The 15,967-nt window shown below is 38.6% G+C and carries 14 protein-coding genes and 5 tRNA genes; 10 read left to right on the top strand and 9 right to left on the bottom strand.

Annotation, left to right across the window (positions count from 1 at the left end):
* The first annotated feature begins 74 nt into the window (after positions 1–74).
* On the top strand, positions 75–959 hold the full coding sequence (cysM, locus tag ABN080_RS09285) for a cysteine synthase CysM (RefSeq protein WP_349440883.1): 885 nt from the start codon (positions 75–77) through the stop codon (positions 957–959).
* A gap of 412 nt (positions 960–1,371) precedes the next feature.
* Here the strand turns inward: cysM and crr are convergent, their stop codons facing one another.
* The 4 genes from crr to cysK all read right to left on the bottom strand — a co-directional run bounded on the left by crr (position 1,372) and on the right by cysK (position 5,341).
* Positions 1,372–1,881, bottom strand: coding sequence for a PTS glucose transporter subunit IIA (crr, locus tag ABN080_RS09280; RefSeq protein WP_036935451.1), 510 nt, complete (start codon positions 1,879–1,881; stop codon positions 1,372–1,374).
* 49 nt (positions 1,882–1,930) lie between these two features.
* Positions 1,931–3,658 (bottom strand): phosphoenolpyruvate-protein phosphotransferase PtsI, encoded by a 1,728-nt coding sequence (ptsI, locus tag ABN080_RS09275; RefSeq protein ID WP_349440882.1) that lies wholly within the window; start codon positions 3,656–3,658, stop codon positions 1,931–1,933.
* A 138-nt stretch (positions 3,659–3,796) separates the two neighbouring features.
* Positions 3,797–4,054, bottom strand: a complete 258-nt coding sequence (gene ptsH, locus ABN080_RS09270) for a phosphocarrier protein Hpr (RefSeq protein WP_006533407.1) — start codon at positions 4,052–4,054, stop codon at positions 3,797–3,799.
* A gap of 333 nt (positions 4,055–4,387) precedes the next feature.
* Complete coding sequence (gene cysK / locus ABN080_RS09265; RefSeq protein WP_072068677.1) at positions 4,388–5,341, bottom strand: cysteine synthase A; 954 nt, start codon at positions 5,339–5,341, stop codon at positions 4,388–4,390.
* Between the two features lie 237 nt (positions 5,342–5,578).
* Here cysK and ABN080_RS09260 point away from each other — a divergent pair, with 237 nt between their 5' ends.
* Positions 5,579–6,109 carry a hypothetical protein gene (locus tag ABN080_RS09260; RefSeq protein ID WP_072068676.1) on the top strand — a complete coding sequence of 177 codons (531 nt, stop codon included), beginning with the start codon at positions 5,579–5,581 and terminating at the stop codon, positions 6,107–6,109.
* A 113-nt stretch (positions 6,110–6,222) separates the two neighbouring features.
* On the opposite strand, the gene cysZ is transcribed toward ABN080_RS09260, so the two are convergent.
* Positions 6,223–6,993, bottom strand: a complete 771-nt coding sequence (gene cysZ / locus ABN080_RS09255; RefSeq protein ID WP_196553791.1) for a sulfate transporter CysZ — start codon at positions 6,991–6,993, stop codon at positions 6,223–6,225.
* A gap of 223 nt (positions 6,994–7,216) precedes the next feature.
* Between cysZ and zipA the strand changes: the two genes are divergently transcribed.
* From zipA to ABN080_RS09235, 4 genes are all read left to right on the top strand, one after another.
* Positions 7,217–8,251, top strand: coding sequence for a cell division protein ZipA (gene zipA, locus ABN080_RS09250; RefSeq protein WP_502935112.1), 1,035 nt, complete (start codon positions 7,217–7,219; stop codon positions 8,249–8,251).
* A 57-nt stretch (positions 8,252–8,308) separates the two neighbouring features.
* Positions 8,309–10,336, top strand: coding sequence for an NAD-dependent DNA ligase LigA (gene ligA, locus ABN080_RS09245; RefSeq protein ID WP_349440881.1), 2,028 nt, complete (start codon positions 8,309–8,311; stop codon positions 10,334–10,336).
* 240 nt (positions 10,337–10,576) lie between these two features.
* Positions 10,577–11,761: a NupC/NupG family nucleoside CNT transporter gene (locus ABN080_RS09240; RefSeq protein WP_036935465.1), complete on the top strand. Its 1,185-nt coding sequence runs from the start codon at positions 10,577–10,579 to the stop codon at positions 11,759–11,761.
* Between the two features lie 165 nt (positions 11,762–11,926).
* Complete coding sequence (locus ABN080_RS09235; protein ID WP_023581656.1) at positions 11,927–12,142, top strand: DUF3820 family protein; 216 nt, start codon at positions 11,927–11,929, stop codon at positions 12,140–12,142.
* A 2-nt stretch (positions 12,143–12,144) separates the two neighbouring features.
* Here the strand turns inward: ABN080_RS09235 and ABN080_RS09230 are convergent, their stop codons facing one another.
* Positions 12,145–12,585 carry a MarR family winged helix-turn-helix transcriptional regulator gene (locus ABN080_RS09230; protein WP_349440880.1) on the bottom strand — a complete coding sequence of 147 codons (441 nt, stop codon included), beginning with the start codon at positions 12,583–12,585 and terminating at the stop codon, positions 12,145–12,147.
* A gap of 180 nt (positions 12,586–12,765) precedes the next feature.
* On the opposite strand from ABN080_RS09230, the gene ABN080_RS09225 reads away from it, so the two are divergent.
* Positions 12,766–13,521, top strand: coding sequence for an SDR family NAD(P)-dependent oxidoreductase (locus tag ABN080_RS09225; RefSeq protein WP_349440879.1), 756 nt, complete (start codon positions 12,766–12,768; stop codon positions 13,519–13,521).
* A 64-nt stretch (positions 13,522–13,585) separates the two neighbouring features.
* Here ABN080_RS09225 and ABN080_RS09220 read toward each other — a convergent pair.
* The 3 genes from ABN080_RS09220 to gltX all read right to left on the bottom strand — a co-directional run bounded on the left by ABN080_RS09220 (position 13,586) and on the right by gltX (position 15,339).
* A tRNA-Ala gene (locus ABN080_RS09220) sits at positions 13,586–13,661 on the bottom strand.
* Positions 13,662–13,687: 26 nt separating this feature from the next.
* A tRNA-Ala gene (locus ABN080_RS09215) sits at positions 13,688–13,763 on the bottom strand.
* A gap of 157 nt (positions 13,764–13,920) precedes the next feature.
* Positions 13,921–15,339 carry a glutamate--tRNA ligase gene (gene gltX, locus ABN080_RS09210; protein WP_196553788.1) on the bottom strand — a complete coding sequence of 473 codons (1,419 nt, stop codon included), beginning with the start codon at positions 15,337–15,339 and terminating at the stop codon, positions 13,921–13,923.
* 321 nt (positions 15,340–15,660) lie between these two features.
* Here gltX and ABN080_RS09205 point away from each other — a divergent pair.
* The 3 genes from ABN080_RS09205 (at position 15,661) to ABN080_RS09195 (ending at position 15,967) form a co-directional block, all read left to right on the top strand.
* A tRNA-Val gene (locus ABN080_RS09205) sits at positions 15,661–15,736 on the top strand.
* Between the two features lie 36 nt (positions 15,737–15,772).
* Positions 15,773–15,848, top strand: a tRNA-Val gene (locus ABN080_RS09200).
* A gap of 43 nt (positions 15,849–15,891) precedes the next feature.
* Positions 15,892–15,967: transfer RNA gene (locus ABN080_RS09195), tRNA-Val, on the top strand.

The raw sequence follows: 15,967 nt of genomic DNA, 5'->3' as shown, positions 1-15,967 counted from the left end.
TTAATGCTATTGCGTTAATAAGTTAAATGTGATTTCTTCATTAATACAGACAAATAAATGAGCAGGGACTTATTGTGGCAGGGTTAGAACAATTTATTGGTAATACACCATTAGTAAAACTACAACGACTTACACAAGAGGTAGACGCTGAAATCTGGGTTAAGCTTGAAGGTAATAACCCCGCAGGTTCAGTGAAAGACAGAGCTGCATTATCTATGATTGAACAAGCAGAATTACGTGGTGAAATAAAGCCAGGTGATACGCTTATTGAGGCAACCAGTGGTAATACTGGGATTGCCTTAGCTATGATTGCAGCAGTAAAAGGCTATCGCTTAAAACTATTAATGCCGGAAAATATGAGTAAAGAGCGTCAAGCTTCTATGCAAGCCTATGGTGCAGAGCTTATTTTGGTAAGTCGAGAAATAGGAATGGAAGGGGCTAGAGATCTCGCACAACAAATGGAACAGCAGGGAGAGGGAAAAGTATTAGATCAATTTAATAACCCAGATAACCCAAGAGCCCATTTTATGTCAACAGGCCCTGAAATTTGGCAACAGACGCAAGGTCGTATTACCCATTTTGTGTCAAGTATGGGCACAACAGGCACTATTACAGGTGTAGGTAGTTATTTAAAAACACAATCTGACCAAGTGCAAATCATTGGACTTCAACCAGAAGAAAAAAGCCAAATTCCAGGCATTCGTCGCTGGTCGCCCGCTTACTTACCAGGGATCTTTAAAAAAGAGCTGGTGGATAGTGTGATTGATATGTCTCAAACCGAAGCAGAATCAACGATGCGCCTTTTAGCAAGACAAGAAGGTATCTTCTGCGGTGTGAGTTCTGGGGGCGCTGTTGCTGGCGCTCTGCGCGTTGCAAGAGAAAATCCCGGTGCGGTGATTGTTGCGATTGTTTGTGATAGGGGGGATCGTTATCTGTCAACGGGCGTTTACTCGTCATAATTCATACTAGTCATACTTCAAGTTGCAGCGTTGTTGTGACTGTGCTCATTCGCACTAGTCACAATACTCGTCATACTTCAAGCCGTAGCGTTGTTGACTGCGTTCATTCGCACTAGTCACATACTTATGTATGTTCCTAGTGACTCATTTACTTGTCGCCTAGCTATAGCTTGAATTATTTAGAGTATTTACTCGTTATACTTCAAGCCGTAGCGTTGTTGACTGCGTTCATTCGCACTAGTCACATACTTATGTATGTGACTAGTGACTCATTTACTTGTCGCCTAGCTACAGCTTGAATTATTTAGAGTATTTTTTATTTTTTATTTTTTAGTTTTGTAATATAAAAAAACCGCCACATTACTGGTGGCGGTTTAAATCATCTAGAGTGCAAATAGAAAATAATTAGAAATTATTTTTTAATCTGAATAATAACGGTTTCACCAACAGTAACTGGGCCTGTCATTTTGGTTAAACCTTGAATTTCATCCATATTAGAAATGACAACTGGTGTCAGAACTGATTTTGCTTTTTCTTCTAATACAGCCAAGTCAAATTCTAAAATAGTATCACCAACTTTTACTTGCTGACCTTCTTCAGCGATACGTTTAAACCCTTCACCTTTCAGTTCAACAGTGTCGATACCGAAGTGGACAAACAACTCGATACCGTTGTCAGACTCAATAGAGAAAGCATGGTTAGTCTCGAAAATTTTACCGATAGTACCATCGACTGGCGCAACAATTTTATTACCAGCAGGTTTGATAGCAATACCGTCACCTACGATTTTTTCAGCGAAAACAACATCAGGAACATCTTCGATATTGACGATTTCACCTGAAAGTGGTGCAACAATATCAATCGTGCCACTGCCTTTCTTTTCCTCTGAAACCAGTGATTTTAATTTATCAAACAGACCCATGAATCTTCTCCTAATTATTGTAGTTGGGACCGGGCTCTGGCTAATGCGATTAGCACAGTGTCTTCTCTTTAGTAAAAGTTTCTACTAAGTCCATCAATTCTTTCGCAGTTGGCTGAGCAAGTGCTTGCTCTGCTAGTGCTCTTGCGTCATCGTAATTCGCATTGCGGATCACTTTTTTGATGCGAGGAATTGAAATAGCACTCATACTAAACTCATCTAATCCCATGCCTAGAAGGAGCAATGTTGCTCGTTCATCTCCAGCAAGTTCACCACACATTCCAGTCCATTTACCTTCAGCATGTGATGCATCAATCACCTGTTTTATCAGGTTGAGTACGGCAGGTGACATTGGATTATATAGATGAGATATCAGCTCATTTCCACGGTCTACAGCCAGAGTATATTGTGTTAGATCGTTAGTCCCAATACTGAAAAAGTCAACTTCTTTTGCCATATGACGAGCCATCACAGCGGCAGCTGGTGTTTCTACCATTACACCGACTTCAATAGACTCATCAAAAGCTTTATTTTCTTCACGAAGTTGGTTTTTCAATATTTCAAGTTCTGCTTTCAATGCTCTGATCTCTTCAACAGAGATAATCATTGGAAACATAATGCGTAGTTTACCAAAAGCAGATGCTCTTAAGATAGCACGTAATTGTGAATGAAGGATCTCTTTACGGTCAAGACAAATACGAATTGCACGCCAGCCTAAAAATGGGTTCTCTTCTTTAGGTAGATTCATGTAAGGTAAGTCTTTATCACCACCAATATCCATAGTACGAATAATGACCGCAGGACTTCCAACTGCTTCTGCTACCGCTTTATAGGCTTGGAATTGCTCATCTTCTGTTGGTAAAGAGTCTCTATCCATAAATAAAAACTCAGTACGATAGAGACCAACACCTTCAGCACCGTTACGTTCAGCACCAGCAACATCACGAACTGTACCAATATTAGCGCAAACTTCGACTTGGTGCCCATCAAGTGTAATGGCAGGTAAATCTTTGAGCTTGGCTAATTCTTCCTTTTCGTGCAGATACTCTTCTTTGATGACTTTTAATGCTTCGAGTTCTTCGTCAGATGGATTAATAATAATTTTGTTATTAATCGCATCAAGAACAAGATAATCGTCTTTTTTAATGGTTTGTGTTGCATTAGATGTACCCACAATAGCTGGGATTTCTAATGAACGAGCCATGATAGAAGTATGAGACGTTCTACCCCCTAAGTCAGTGATAAAGCCTAATACGTTATCTAGGCTTAATTGAGCAGTTTCGGAAGGGGTGAGGTCAGTTGCTACTAGAATAACTTTTTCTGAAATAGCACTTAAATCGATAATTGGCATTTCTAAAATATTACGCATCAAGCGTTTACCAATATCACGAACGTCAGCAGCGCGCTCTTTTAAGTATTCGTCATCTAATGCTTCTAATGCGGTGGCTTGATCTTCAATAACAGATTGAACAGCAGCTTCGGCAGTCTTTTTGTCGCTTTTGATGAGAGTAACAATTTCTTGTTCTAACTCTTCATCTTCTAATAACATGATATGGCCTTCAAAGATTTCGGCTTTATCTGCACCGAGATTTTTTTCAGCACGCTCTTTAATGATTTCTAGTTGTTGTGCAGATTTATTGCGGCCATCTTTAAAGCGCTCGATTTGATTCTCAATTTCATCACTTTGGATCTTACGTTGGCTAATGATGATGGGTTCTTCTTTGAGGAGAAGGGTTTGACCAAATGCGATACCGGGTGATGCTAAAATTCCTGAAATCATAATTTATCCTACGACTTGCTGGTGATAATCTTAAAAGAATAGGATTGCAAAATACTGTTGTTTTAAAATCATCATTAGAGGTTAACTCCCCTGAATGGTTTCAGGGGAATAAATACTGTGCTAATGCTTAATCGCGAATTATTCTAATTCCGCCATTAATTTTACCAATGCTTCAACGGCTTGCTTTTCGTCTTCACCTTCAGCAGAGATAGTTACTACAGTACCTTGGGTCAAACCTAAGGTTTGTAATTTGAAAAGGCTCTTAGCACTAGCAGATTTACCACTAGAGATAAGGGTGATATCAGAAGAGAATGTTTTGGCTTCTTTTACAAATTGTGCAGCAGGACGAGTATGTAAGCCGTTTGGTGCTGTAATAGTAACTTCTTGCTGGTACATAGGATTTTTTTCCTTTTATAACTCAATTGTTCACATTAAGTCAGGACTTAGTAAGTGTAGATGAAATTGTCCTGCTTTGCGTAGCAATATCAGATAATATTAAGTCGTAAAGCGTCATCTGATAAAAAATAGTGTTCAAGAAAATAAAAGAGTGTGATTTTATCATCTCGGTTATTTTCTGATTAATTTCGACCTTCGAAATAATTAATTGATTAAATACTAAACTCGAAGGAATAAATCACCTGTCTGGATGACAAAGTTTGATCTCCACCACAAAAAAAGCACCTTTAAGGTGCTTTTTTAATAAATATTTTACAATTGAGATGATGCGATTTAGCTATCAGAAATGTCAGCAAAAAGTGGGGTGCTTAAATAACGCTCACCTGAAGAAGGTAAAATTACTACAATTTCTTTGTTTGCAAATTCAGGTTCTTTTGACAGTTTTACGGCTGCCGCAATCGCTGCTCCAGAAGAAATACCCGCTAAAATACCTTCTTTGGTCATTAATTCTCGCGCAGTATCAAAAGCTTCTTCGTTTGTTATCTGAATAACGCGATCCAGCAACGATAAATCTAGGTTTTCAGGAATAAAACCAGCACCAATACCTTGAATTTTATGAGGACCTGGTTTAATTTCTTCACCAGCTAAGGCTTGTGTAATAACAGGAGAACCTGTTGGTTCAACAGCAACCATTGTCACTGCTTTGCCTTTTGTTTTTTTCAAGTAACGGCCAATACCCGTGATAGTACCACCAGTACCAACACCTGCAATTACAGCACCGACTTCACCATCAGTATCATTCCAAATTTCAGGGCCTGTGGTTTTTTCATGAATTTCAGGGTTAGCTGGATTACTAAATTGCTGTAGTAAGAGATAGCGGCTAGGATCGCTATCACGAATTTCATTAGCTTTATCGATAGCCCCTTTCATGCCTTTTGCGCCATCAGTTAGCACTAAGTTGGCACCTAGAGCTTTGAGTAGTTTTCGGCGTTCAACGCTCATGGTGTCAGGCATGGTTAGCGTCAATTTGTACCCGCGTGCAGCTGCAACGTAGGCAAGTGCAATCCCTGTATTACCACTTGTCGGCTCTACAAGTTCAACACCTTCTTTTAGGATACCTTTCTTTTCAGCATCCCAAATCATGTTGGCACCGATACGGCATTTCACACTAAAGCTTGGATTACGAGATTCCACTTTAGCCAGAATGTTGCCATTTCCGAAATGCTTTAAGCGAATTAAGGGAGTGTGTCCAATAGTTTGCGAGTTGTCTTCGAAAATCTTGCTCATTTTTATCCTCGGTACATGATTTTTTATAAGGTCAGATGAAATTACCATACGCCATCAAGACAAAGATGGAAATAAGCTTTATGAATAACCTTATAACTTTTTCTTCTTTTTATTCCAAAAGGTTCTAATCAAGAGTGAGTGAGAAGATTCACAAATTAATAAATCAAGAGATGTGCAGTATATTGATGGCTGATAATCTATTTTTTAACTATATCTATTGTAAATGCAGGGGTCATAATGGAAACGATCGAAGAGTTGATTACAGCACTTGAACTCGCTGTACCTGAATTAGATGCACAAGCGTTACGTGAGAACTTACCTGAATCTGATGCTCAAGAAGATGTACTTAATTGGTTATACGAATCACTCTCTGCTCAAGGATTAATGGATTATGTAGAATGGACAGAATATTTTGGTGATATTCCTGATTTGAAATCGTTAGAACAAATCTCTTTTTCTGAATCACCTAGCGCACTGATTTTATCTCAAGTAGAGAATATTGATTGGGATGAGGTAAGTGTTGATCCTTATATGTTGCCTTACGAATTACCTTATCTGGAATATATTAACCACTTTTTGGCAGAAAAAGGGTTACGGCTAGTGGATCTCACTCCGTTTGAAAATGCGTATATTTTCTGTATTCGAGATGATGAAGAGCTGATTGAAAAATTAGATGGTGCTTTAAATATCTTTGAAATGGGCATCAATGAACGTGAGCCGATGGATAGAGAAGAAACAAAAGATTATATTCGTTCACTCATTGAGTAATATGTTCAATAGCTAAATAAATCAATCAGTGTTTTAAATATAATCTATAAAATAAACCCCCGTTTTGATAAAACGGGGGTTTTCAACATTATCGATAAGCGGCGAAATAATGCTTACCACTGTCCTTCTTGTGTATGTTGTTTGCGATAACGATCGCACCACATTGCTGTTGCACCACAAATAGCAACAGGCATGATGACTAAATTTAGAATAGGGATCATGGTAAAAATATTAATAATCATACCAAATTGAAGATTATTCCATTTGTCTTGTTTGAGTGAGGATTTCATCGTTGCAAATGAAATTTTATGGTTATCAAACGGGAAGTCATTATATTGAATTGCCATCATCCAAGCACCAAAAGCAAACCATAAAATAGGAGCAACGGTTTGTCCGACAACAGGGATAAAATAAAGTAATAACAAGACAATAGCACGAGGTAAATAATAAGCTATTTTGGTTAATTCACGTTTTAAAATACGTGGAACATCTTTTAATATACCTGTAACTCCCGTATCTGGTGGGGTAATGCCAGTTATTTGACCTTCTAATTTTTCAGCCAACAGGCCATTAAAAGGAGAGGCAATAATATTAGCTAAGGTACTAAAGAAATAAGTGAACACCAATAAAATAAAAATAACGGATAATGGCCAAATTAAATAGCTTAGCCATTGTAACCAATCAGGGACTTTTTCCATCATCCAATTGACCATATCGCCAATTTGACCATATAACCACCAAAAGGCGCTTCCGAGAATAATAATATTGGCAAGTAACGGCAAGATAACAAAACGTTTTAGCCCTTTGCGTGTAATTAAACGCCAACCAAGAGCAAAATAATGAAATCCATTTAAATTTTTATTCGTTTCTGTCAAATTTGTCATACTTCCTATTCTCTCCAATGAGGGCAAGCTAGTATCATATAGGGAGATAATCAGCCTTACTAGTCATGAATTGTCTAAAAAATGCGCATAAGAGATTGAAGTGTGTATCTTTGTGACAAGAAAATTAAGTATTGGCTTGCACTTATGAGCATTGGCAAATACTCTTAGTAAAAAGTAATATTCGCCAACGTGGCTATTAAACCTCAAGACAACAGAGATAGAAATGATGCAGCAAAATTTGCGTCTGATATTAATCGTTGTTGGTGCGATTTTAATCATAGCTTTGTTATTACACGGCTTATGGATTGGTCGAAAAGAGCGTTCTAAGCTTTTCCGTAATCGCCCAGTAAAACGTCAGAAACAGAATTATCAGTCAGATGAGAACGATGACGAACCACAATATGCTGAGGCTAGTCATCAGACATCAACTTTATCCTCTACTGAAAAGCGGGAGAGTGAGCCACCGATAAAATCGGAGTCTCTACATGAACCTGAGTTTTCGGTGGTAGATAGAGATCCATTAATGTCTGAAAACCAAGCAAAAGGGCATTCTAACGAAACATCGCTACAACAAGAGCCGACCCTTGGAGTATTTGATGTTATTGAAAAAGAATCTGCACCTGTTGTCAGGGATGAGCCAAGACAAGCTCCTGTGGCCAATGTAGCGGGTGAAATAAAATCACACGTTAATACAAGCTCGTCGGTGAGTTCAGAGCCTTCGATTTCAGAGACAACGGCTCATGTGACTCCTGTTGAAACTGAAGCTTCGCATCATGCTCCGGCTGAAGAGCCCAAAACGGGACCTACGCCAGTTGTAGAACCTGTAGAAGAAGCGGAGAAAGAGCTGGTTATTGTGTTAAACGTAAGCGCACACCATGGCCAAATGTTGGATGGTGAAATATTGATGCAAAGTATTATTCAAACTGGATTCCAGTTTGGAGAAATGAATATTTTCCATCGTCACCTAAATCCAACGGCTAATGGTCCGGTTTTATTTAGCTTAGCCAACATGGTGAAGCCAGGCACCTTTGATATAGATACTATGGCTGAATTAACCACACCAGGTGTCTCTATGTTTATGATGGTGCCGTCTTATGGTGATGCTAACCAAAACTTTAAATTGATGTTGCTTGCAGCTCAACGTATTGCATCTGATGTGGGAGGGGTTGTACTTGATGATGAGCGCAAACTCTTAACACCACAAAAAATCGAGCTTTATAAATCTAGAATTCGCAGGACGCTGGATTTAAATCAATAGTTTCTATCTGTAAAAAAGCCCCCGCTTGCGGGGGTTTTTCTTCTTTGGTGATAAATCATGAATAAAAATACTCAACAAAAAATTGATAAACTTCGCGTTACCTTACGTCACCATGAATATCTTTATCATGTCATGGACGCACCTGAAATACCTGATGCTGAATACGACCGCTTAATGAATGAGCTAAAAGCATTAGAAGCCCAACACCCTGAATTAATTACCTCAGATTCACCCACACAACGTGTAGGTGCATTACCACTCACTGCATTTGAGCAAGTGAGACATGAAATACCCATGTTGTCTTTAGATAATGCTTTTGATGAAACTAGTTATCAGGCATTTGATAAGCGTTTGCGAGATCGTTTAAAAAACAGTGAAGAAATAACTTTTTGCTGTGAATTAAAACTTGATGGACTTGCAGTTAGCTTACTTTATGAAAATGGAGTTTTAGTACAAGCTGCAACACGTGGGGATGGTACAACAGGAGAGAACATCACTGAAAACGTAAGAACCATTAAAGCGATTCCATTGCGTTTATATGGTGAAAATATCCCTGCACGTATCGAGATCCGTGGTGAAGTCTTTATGAATGAAAAAGGCTTTGAATATTTAAATGAAGAAGCTCGTCGTACAGGGGGAAAAGTATTTGCTAACCCCCGTAACGCAGCTGCGGGATCTTTACGACAACTTGATCCGCGTATCACAGCGAAACGCCCATTAACCTTTTTCTGTTATGGCGTTGGTGTGCTCGAAGGTGGACAATTACCTACAAGCCACTATGCCCGTTTACAACTATTTAAAGAATGGGGATTACCTGTCAGTGATGCGGTAAAATTGTGTACTGGTAGTAATGCTGTTCTTGAGTTTTATCATCATGTAGAAGAAATTCGCCCTAATTTAGGCTTTGATATCGATGGTGTCGTTATTAAGGTGGATGATATTACTCTGCAAGAAGAATTGGGTTTTGTTTCAAGAGCGCCACGTTGGGCTATTGCTTATAAATTCCAAGCACAAGAGCAAATAACGATTATCAAAGATGTTGAATTCCAAGTAGGGCGTACTGGTGCAATTACCCCTGTTGCCCGTTTAGAGCCTGTGCAGGTTGCTGGTGTTGTTGTGAGTAATGCCACATTACACAATGCTGATGAAATTGAGCGCTTGGGACTGCGTATTGGCGATACCGTGGTTATTCGTCGTGCGGGTGATGTTATTCCTCAGGTTGTTAGTGTGATTGAAGAGAAGCGTCCTGCTAATGCACAAGAGATTGTTTTTCCAACGCAATGTCCAATTTGCCAATCTGATATAGAGCGTATTGAAGGCGAAGCGGTAGCGCGTTGTACTGGGGGATTAATTTGTGGTGCGCAACGTAAAGAAGCGCTTAAGCATTTTGTTTCTCGTCGTGCGATGGATGTTGATGGTATGGGCGATAAAATTATCGACCAACTGGTTGAAAAAGAGTATGTCAAAACGCCAGCAGACCTTTTTCGTTTAGATGAAAAAATCCTATCTGGTTTAGAGCGAATGGGCGAAAAATCAGCAAAAAAATTAATTGCTGCATTAGATAAATCTAAATCAACAACATTTGCGCGTTTTATTTATGCTCTCGGAATTAGAAAAGTTGGTGAAGCAACGGCAAGTGGTTTAACTGCCCATTTTTCTACGCTTGAAGCATTACGAAATGCAGATGTTGAAGCATTAAAATCAGTCCCAGATGTGGGAGATATTGTGGCTAAGCATGTTGTTAACTTCTTCCAAGAAGAACACAACAAAACGGTTATTGATCAGCTAATTAATGATGCAGGCATTACATGGCAAGCACCCATGATTATCACTCATGAAGCGGAAGATAATCCTTTTGCAGGTAAAACCGTGGTGTTAACTGGCTCATTATCACAATTAACACGTGATGAAGCAAAAGATAGATTAGTAGCTTTAGGGGCAAAAGTGAGTGGAAGTGTCTCTAAAAAAACCGATATGGTGATTGCAGGTGAAGCTGCAGGTTCTAAGTTAGTGAAAGCTAACGAGTTAGGGATAGACGTTATTGATGAAGATGAAATGATAAGATTACTTGATCAATCTAAATAATCACTCTATTATTTAGTAAATGCTACTGAGAAACGCTCTCAGTAGCATTTTTTTACTTAAGTGAAATTTAAGTGAAATTTGTATTTAATGTTTCTTTAGTAACTTCCAAAGTGTGATCAACCTATCTTATTTAATAAATAGTGTGTATGCGGTTTCATGATATTGTGACAATAGTCACATCCTAATGTTACGCGTTACATAAAATGCTCCTCAAGATTTATTTTTATTTTTGGAGCATGCATGTCTTCTATCATTCACTTCGTTTTAGCACTCGCCGTTATTGGCGCATTAGCATTCATTGCGAGTAATAATCGCAAAGGGATCCGTCTGCGTTATATCGTGCAGTTATTAGTTATTGAAATTGCATTAGCATGGTTCTTCCTCAACTCTGATGTTGGTGAAGGCTTTGTTCGAGGTTTTGCTGGATTATTTGATCACTTATTAGGTTACGCTGCCCAAGGTACTGAATTTGTATTCGGTGGCATGATGAAAGGTGGTTTGGCATTCTTCTTCCTGAATGTATTATGTCCAATTATCTTTATTTCTGCATTAATTGGTATTCTTCAACACATTAAAGTATTACCTTTCGTGATCCGCATTATCGGTACAGTGCTTTCAAAAGTGAATGGTATGGGGAAACTGGAATCATTCAACGCAGTTAGCTCATTAGTTCTTGGTCAATCAGAGAACTTTATTGCTTACAAAGATGTTTTAGGCAAAATGTCTCAGCGTCGTATGTACACCATGGCTGCAACAGCAATGTCGACAGTATCAATGTCAATTGTTGGTGCATACATGACAATGTTAGATCCAAAATACGTTGTTGCTGCTCTAGTATTGAATATGTTCAGTACCTTTATCGTCCTTTCTGTGATTAACCCATATTCTGTTGAGAATGAAGAAGATATTCAAATGGGTAATCTACATGAAGGTCAAAGCTTCTTTGAAATGTTAGGTGAATACATTTTAGCTGGTTTCAAAGTTGCATTAATCGTAGCTGCAATGCTGATTGGTTTCATAGCTTTGATTGCTGCAGTGAATGCAATTTTCAGCATGATTTTTGGTATTAGCTTCCAAGATTGCTTAGGTTACGTTTTCTATCCATTAGCATGGGTAATTGGTGTACCAGAACAAGATGCATTACGTGTTGGTAGTGTAATGGCAACAAAATTAGTGTCTAACGAATTTGTTGCAATGGGTAGTTTACAAGATATCGCGGCCGATATTTCACCACGCTCAGTGGGTATTTTATCAGTATTCTTAGTTTCATTTGCTAACTTCTCTTCAATCGGGATTGTAGCAGGTGCGATTAAAGGTCTAAATGAAATGCAAGGCAACGTTGTTTCTCGTTTCGGTCTGAAATTACTGTTTGGTTCTACATTAGTGAGCTTCTTATCAGCGGCTATTGCAGGCTTGTTTGTTTAATCGCTCAAGATAAAACAGATAGCATGTGAATAAAATAACAATGTAAACCATATTACTTGTTTATCAGGTAATAAAAAATCAAGCAGTACCTCGGGTACTGCTTTTTTTATCTTTAAATTACCCTATAATCGTGTCATCCCTTTCGATGATAAAGCGACAAAAACCATGCTAGAGAAACAGCATCTTATTGATATAGCAAACACACAAATGCCATTTGGTAAGTACAAAGGGCGAATGTTGGTTGATTTACCTGAAGAGTATCTATTATGGTTTGCTAAGAAAGGAGAGTTCCCAGAAGGAAAACTAGGGCAACTCATGGAGATGACCCTTGCAATTAAAATTGAAGGCTTAGAAGGATTATTAAAGCCCTTAAAGCGGTGATATTAATTATTATCTAGTTCTGATTTTTCAGATGCTAATGCATTAATAATTTTCTGACTTAATTCAATAAATAATGCTTGTTCTCCCAATGTCAAACATTCACTTATTTTTTCAGCATTTTGTTTTCGACCTAATGCAGCTCTTGTTAAAAAAGCGTGGCCATTATCAGTTAAATGGGTAATGAACTCACGTTTATCTTTTTCTGAACGATACTGTGCAATAAATCCTAAGGCTTTTAATCCCCTCATAAACTTCGATAAATTTTGTCTTGAAATCGCTAATGAATGACTTAATTGAGATGGAGTTAAATCACCTCGTAAGCGCAATAATTCTAAAATATCATATTGACCCCAAGTGACTTGTTCAGGGGTATAGCGAGTTCGTTGCGCGACTAATGTGCATTGTAATAATGACAATGCATTTTCTAATTCACACTTTTCCATAAATACGTCATCTCATGAATAATATTAACTAAAGTTAATATTATCAGGTCATTCCGTGTGAAGAAACTTTATATTGATTAACTAAGGTTAATCAAATATTATAATTTATAGTTAACTTTAGTTAACTACTTTTTGTTCGCACGATAAAACATGGTGCTATTGATAATAGGTGAAATAGATATGAAAGATTATTTTAAAGATAAGGTAATTTTAGTCACTGGTGCAAGTACAGGTGTAGGCGAAGGTATTGCACAATTGCTATTTCGACGTGGTGCGACAGTTTTTATTACAGGTAGGCATTTAGAGCAAGTAATAAAAGCAGCATATTCTATTGATACAACGGGGAAAAAAGTCATTGCTTTGCAGGCTGATATGACCTCACCTTCTCAAGTCGAAAAAATGATTGAGGCTGTTATGTCGCAGGCTGGAGCATTACATGGCTTGGTTAATAATGCAGGGCTCACGGGGCCTCATAATATATCAATTGTGGATTATGAAATTGAAGATTGGAAAGCAGTAATAGATACCGATATTAATGGCGTATTTTATGGCTTGAAATATGGTATACCCGCAATATTAAAAAGTGGAGGAGGGAGTATTGTTAATCTTTCTTCATCTAATGGTATTGTCGGTATTGCGGGTATTTCAGCATATACGGCAGCTAAACATGCCGTATTAGGGATCACTCGTTCAGCTGCTCTTGAATTTGCAGATAAAGGAATAAGGATTAATGCGATAGGTCCTGGTTATGTCGATACACCAAGAATACAAATGCTATCCAACGAAGTACGTGAATGGATGGCAGATACACACCCAATGAAACGTATGGCAACTAGAGAAGAAGTCGCTAAAACTGTTGCTTTTTTACTTTCAGATGAAAGTAGTTTCACAACAGGGGCATTTTATGCCGTTGATGGTGGTTACACTGCACAATAGAAATAAATAAGAAGGAGTAGAAAACAAAAAATCCCGAAGATTTATCTTCAGGATCTTGAAATTCTGGTGGAGCTAAACGGGATCGAACCGTTGACCTCTTGCATGCCATGCAAGCGCTCTCCCAACTGAGCTATAACCCCACAATGTAGATTGTTCGATAGTATATTGGTGGAGCTAAGCGGGATCGAACCGCTGACCTCTTGCATGCCATGCAAGCGCTCTCCCAACTGAGCTATAGCCCCAACATACTGGAACGGGCTTGATAATAGGCAACAAGCACAATACTGTCAATCAGTTAATCTCACATTATTTGTTGATTGCTGAAAAAGAATACAAAAAAAAGATACATTCCCTAATTTAGGAATGTATCTCTCTTGGTCAGCAAGTTTAATGTATAAATTAAGCTTGATTTTCTCTTTCTGTAATAAAGTCTAATGCTTTATTAATACGCGCAATACTACGTGTTTTACCAATAGCATGAACAGTAACATCTAAACCAGGAGATTGGCCTGCACCCGTTACAGCAACGCGTAATGGCATACCGACTTTGCCCATACCAATTTCTAATTCATCAGCGGTATCTTGAATAGCTTGGTGAACATTTTCAGCAGTCCAATTAGCAATAGCAGATAATTTATCACGAACCACTTCTAATGGCTGGCGAGCGACTGGGCGTAAATGTTTTTTTGCTGCTGTTTCTTCAAAGGTTTCGAAATCAACATAGAAGTAATGGCAACTTTCAGCCATCTCTTTTAATGTTTTACAGCGTTCGCCTAATAATTTGATCAGCTCGACTAATGATGGGCCATTGCTGGTATCAATATTTTGTTGTTTGATATGCCAATCTAAATGAACAGCGACTTTTTCTGCTGGTAATGTATTGATGTAATGATGATTTAACCAAAGTAATTTATCAGTGTTAAATGCACTGGCTGATTTGCTGATAGCTTCTAAAGTAAAGTGCTCGATCATTTCATCAATAGTAAAGATCTCTTGGTCACCATGAGACCAGCCCAAACGCACTAAGTAGTTTAATAATGCTTCTGGTAAATAGCCGTCATCGCGGTATTGCATCACACTTACAGCATTATAACGCTTAGACAGTTTCTTACCGTCATCACCTAGGATCATCGATACGTGAGCATATTCAGGCACAGGAGCACCCAATGCTTTGAGAATATTGATTTGGCGAGGTGTGTTATTGATATGATCTTCACCACGAATAACGTGAGTAATCTCCATATCCCAGTCATCAATAACAACGCAGAAGTTATAAGTTGGAGAACCATCAGTACGACGAATAATGAGGTCATCCAATTCTTGGTTGCTAAATTCAATCGGGCCACGAATTTTATCATCAAAAACGACAGAGCCTTCTTGTGGGTTTAAGAAACGCACAACATGAGGTTCATCAGCACTGTGATTATGATTACCACCGCGGCAACAACCGTCGTAACGAGGTTTTTCGCCTTTCGCCATTTGATCTTCGCGTAATTGTTCTAAACGTTCTTTAGAGCAGTAGCAACGGTACGCGGTGCCAGCAGATAACATCTGATCGATAACTTGGTTATAGCGATCGAAGCGTTTAGTCTGATAATAAGGACCTTCATCCCAATTCAGATTTAACCAATTCATACCGTCCATGATTGCATCGATAGCTGGCTGAGTAGAACGTTCTAAGTCGGTGTCTTCAATACGCAGTACAAATTCACCCTTATTGTGACGGCTATATAACCAGGAATAAAGTGCGGTACGCGCACCACCAACATGTAGATAGCCAGTAGGGCTTGGTGCAAAACGGGTTTTTATTTTACTCATTGGGATTGCCTTAGTACGTCTTACTTATATATAGATAAGTAATCGTGATTATCAAAAAAACGAAATGGTTGCCTTATTTTATCACTGGATGCTAATTCCTCAATGGCATTAAGCTTTTAACAGAGATAAAAATTTCAAATTGATGACTTTTTGTTTGACGATGGCTACACATAAGATTATTTTGGTTAATTGCTGTGTCACTTATGGTGCTAAAAAAAGCATCTTGACTAAAAATAAAACGAACAGTCATTTTCACGATAAAAATCTGATAAAAATCGTTGACTCATAGCGCAGTATCCCTATAATGCACCCCATCACGACGGGCGGTTAGCTCAGTTGGTAGAGCATCTCCCTTACAAGGAGGAGGTCGTTGGTTCGAGCCCAATACCGCCCACCATTATTGTTGTGATACGTTGTATGATTTAATGTAATTGGGCGGTTAGCTCAGTTGGTAGAGCATCTCCCTTACAAGGAGGAGGTCGTTGGTTCGAGCCCAATACCGCCCACCAATTACATTAAAGCGTGGTAGTGAGAATTTAGTCATTATGAAGTGGGCGGTTAGCTCAGTTGGTAGAGCATCTCCCTTACAAGGAGGAGGTCGTTGGTTCGAGCCCAATACCGCCCACCA

Source organism: Proteus sp. fly-1089 (assembly GCF_040138965.1).
Taxonomy (GTDB): Bacteria; Pseudomonadota; Gammaproteobacteria; order Enterobacterales; family Enterobacteriaceae; genus Proteus; species Proteus vulgaris_B.
Note: the sequence above shows the minus strand (reverse complement) of the source record. Positions and strands in the feature narration are given on the sequence as shown.

What these genes read in the sequence shown, in the direction of transcription:
- gltX (WP_196553788.1), bottom strand. Translation starts at nt 15,339, where the DNA reads ATGAGTAAAATAAAAACCCGTTTTGCACCAAGCCCTACTGGCTATCTA.
- ptsI (WP_349440882.1), bottom strand. Translation starts at nt 3,658, where the DNA reads ATGATTTCAGGAATTTTAGCATCACCCGGTATCGCATTTGGTCAAACC.
- zipA (WP_502935112.1), top strand. Translation starts at nt 7,217, where the DNA reads ATGATGCAGCAAAATTTGCGTCTGATATTAATCGTTGTTGGTGCGATT.
- ABN080_RS09225 (WP_349440879.1), top strand. Translation starts at nt 12,766, where the DNA reads ATGAAAGATTATTTTAAAGATAAGGTAATTTTAGTCACTGGTGCAAGT.
- crr (WP_036935451.1), bottom strand. Translation starts at nt 1,881, where the DNA reads ATGGGTCTGTTTGATAAATTAAAATCACTGGTTTCAGAGGAAAAGAAA.
- ptsH (WP_006533407.1), bottom strand. Translation starts at nt 4,054, where the DNA reads ATGTACCAGCAAGAAGTTACTATTACAGCACCAAACGGCTTACATACT.
- cysZ (WP_196553791.1), bottom strand. Translation starts at nt 6,993, where the DNA reads ATGACAAATTTGACAGAAACGAATAAAAATTTAAATGGATTTCATTAT.
- ABN080_RS09260 (WP_072068676.1), top strand. Translation starts at nt 5,579, where the DNA reads ATGGAAACGATCGAAGAGTTGATTACAGCACTTGAACTCGCTGTACCT.
- ligA (WP_349440881.1), top strand. Translation starts at nt 8,309, where the DNA reads ATGAATAAAAATACTCAACAAAAAATTGATAAACTTCGCGTTACCTTA.
- cysK (WP_072068677.1), bottom strand. Translation starts at nt 5,341, where the DNA reads ATGAGCAAGATTTTCGAAGACAACTCGCAAACTATTGGACACACTCCC.
- ABN080_RS09230 (WP_349440880.1), bottom strand. Translation starts at nt 12,585, where the DNA reads ATGGAAAAGTGTGAATTAGAAAATGCATTGTCATTATTACAATGCACA.
- ABN080_RS09240 (WP_036935465.1), top strand. Translation starts at nt 10,577, where the DNA reads ATGTCTTCTATCATTCACTTCGTTTTAGCACTCGCCGTTATTGGCGCA.
- ABN080_RS09235 (WP_023581656.1), top strand. Translation starts at nt 11,927, where the DNA reads ATGCTAGAGAAACAGCATCTTATTGATATAGCAAACACACAAATGCCA.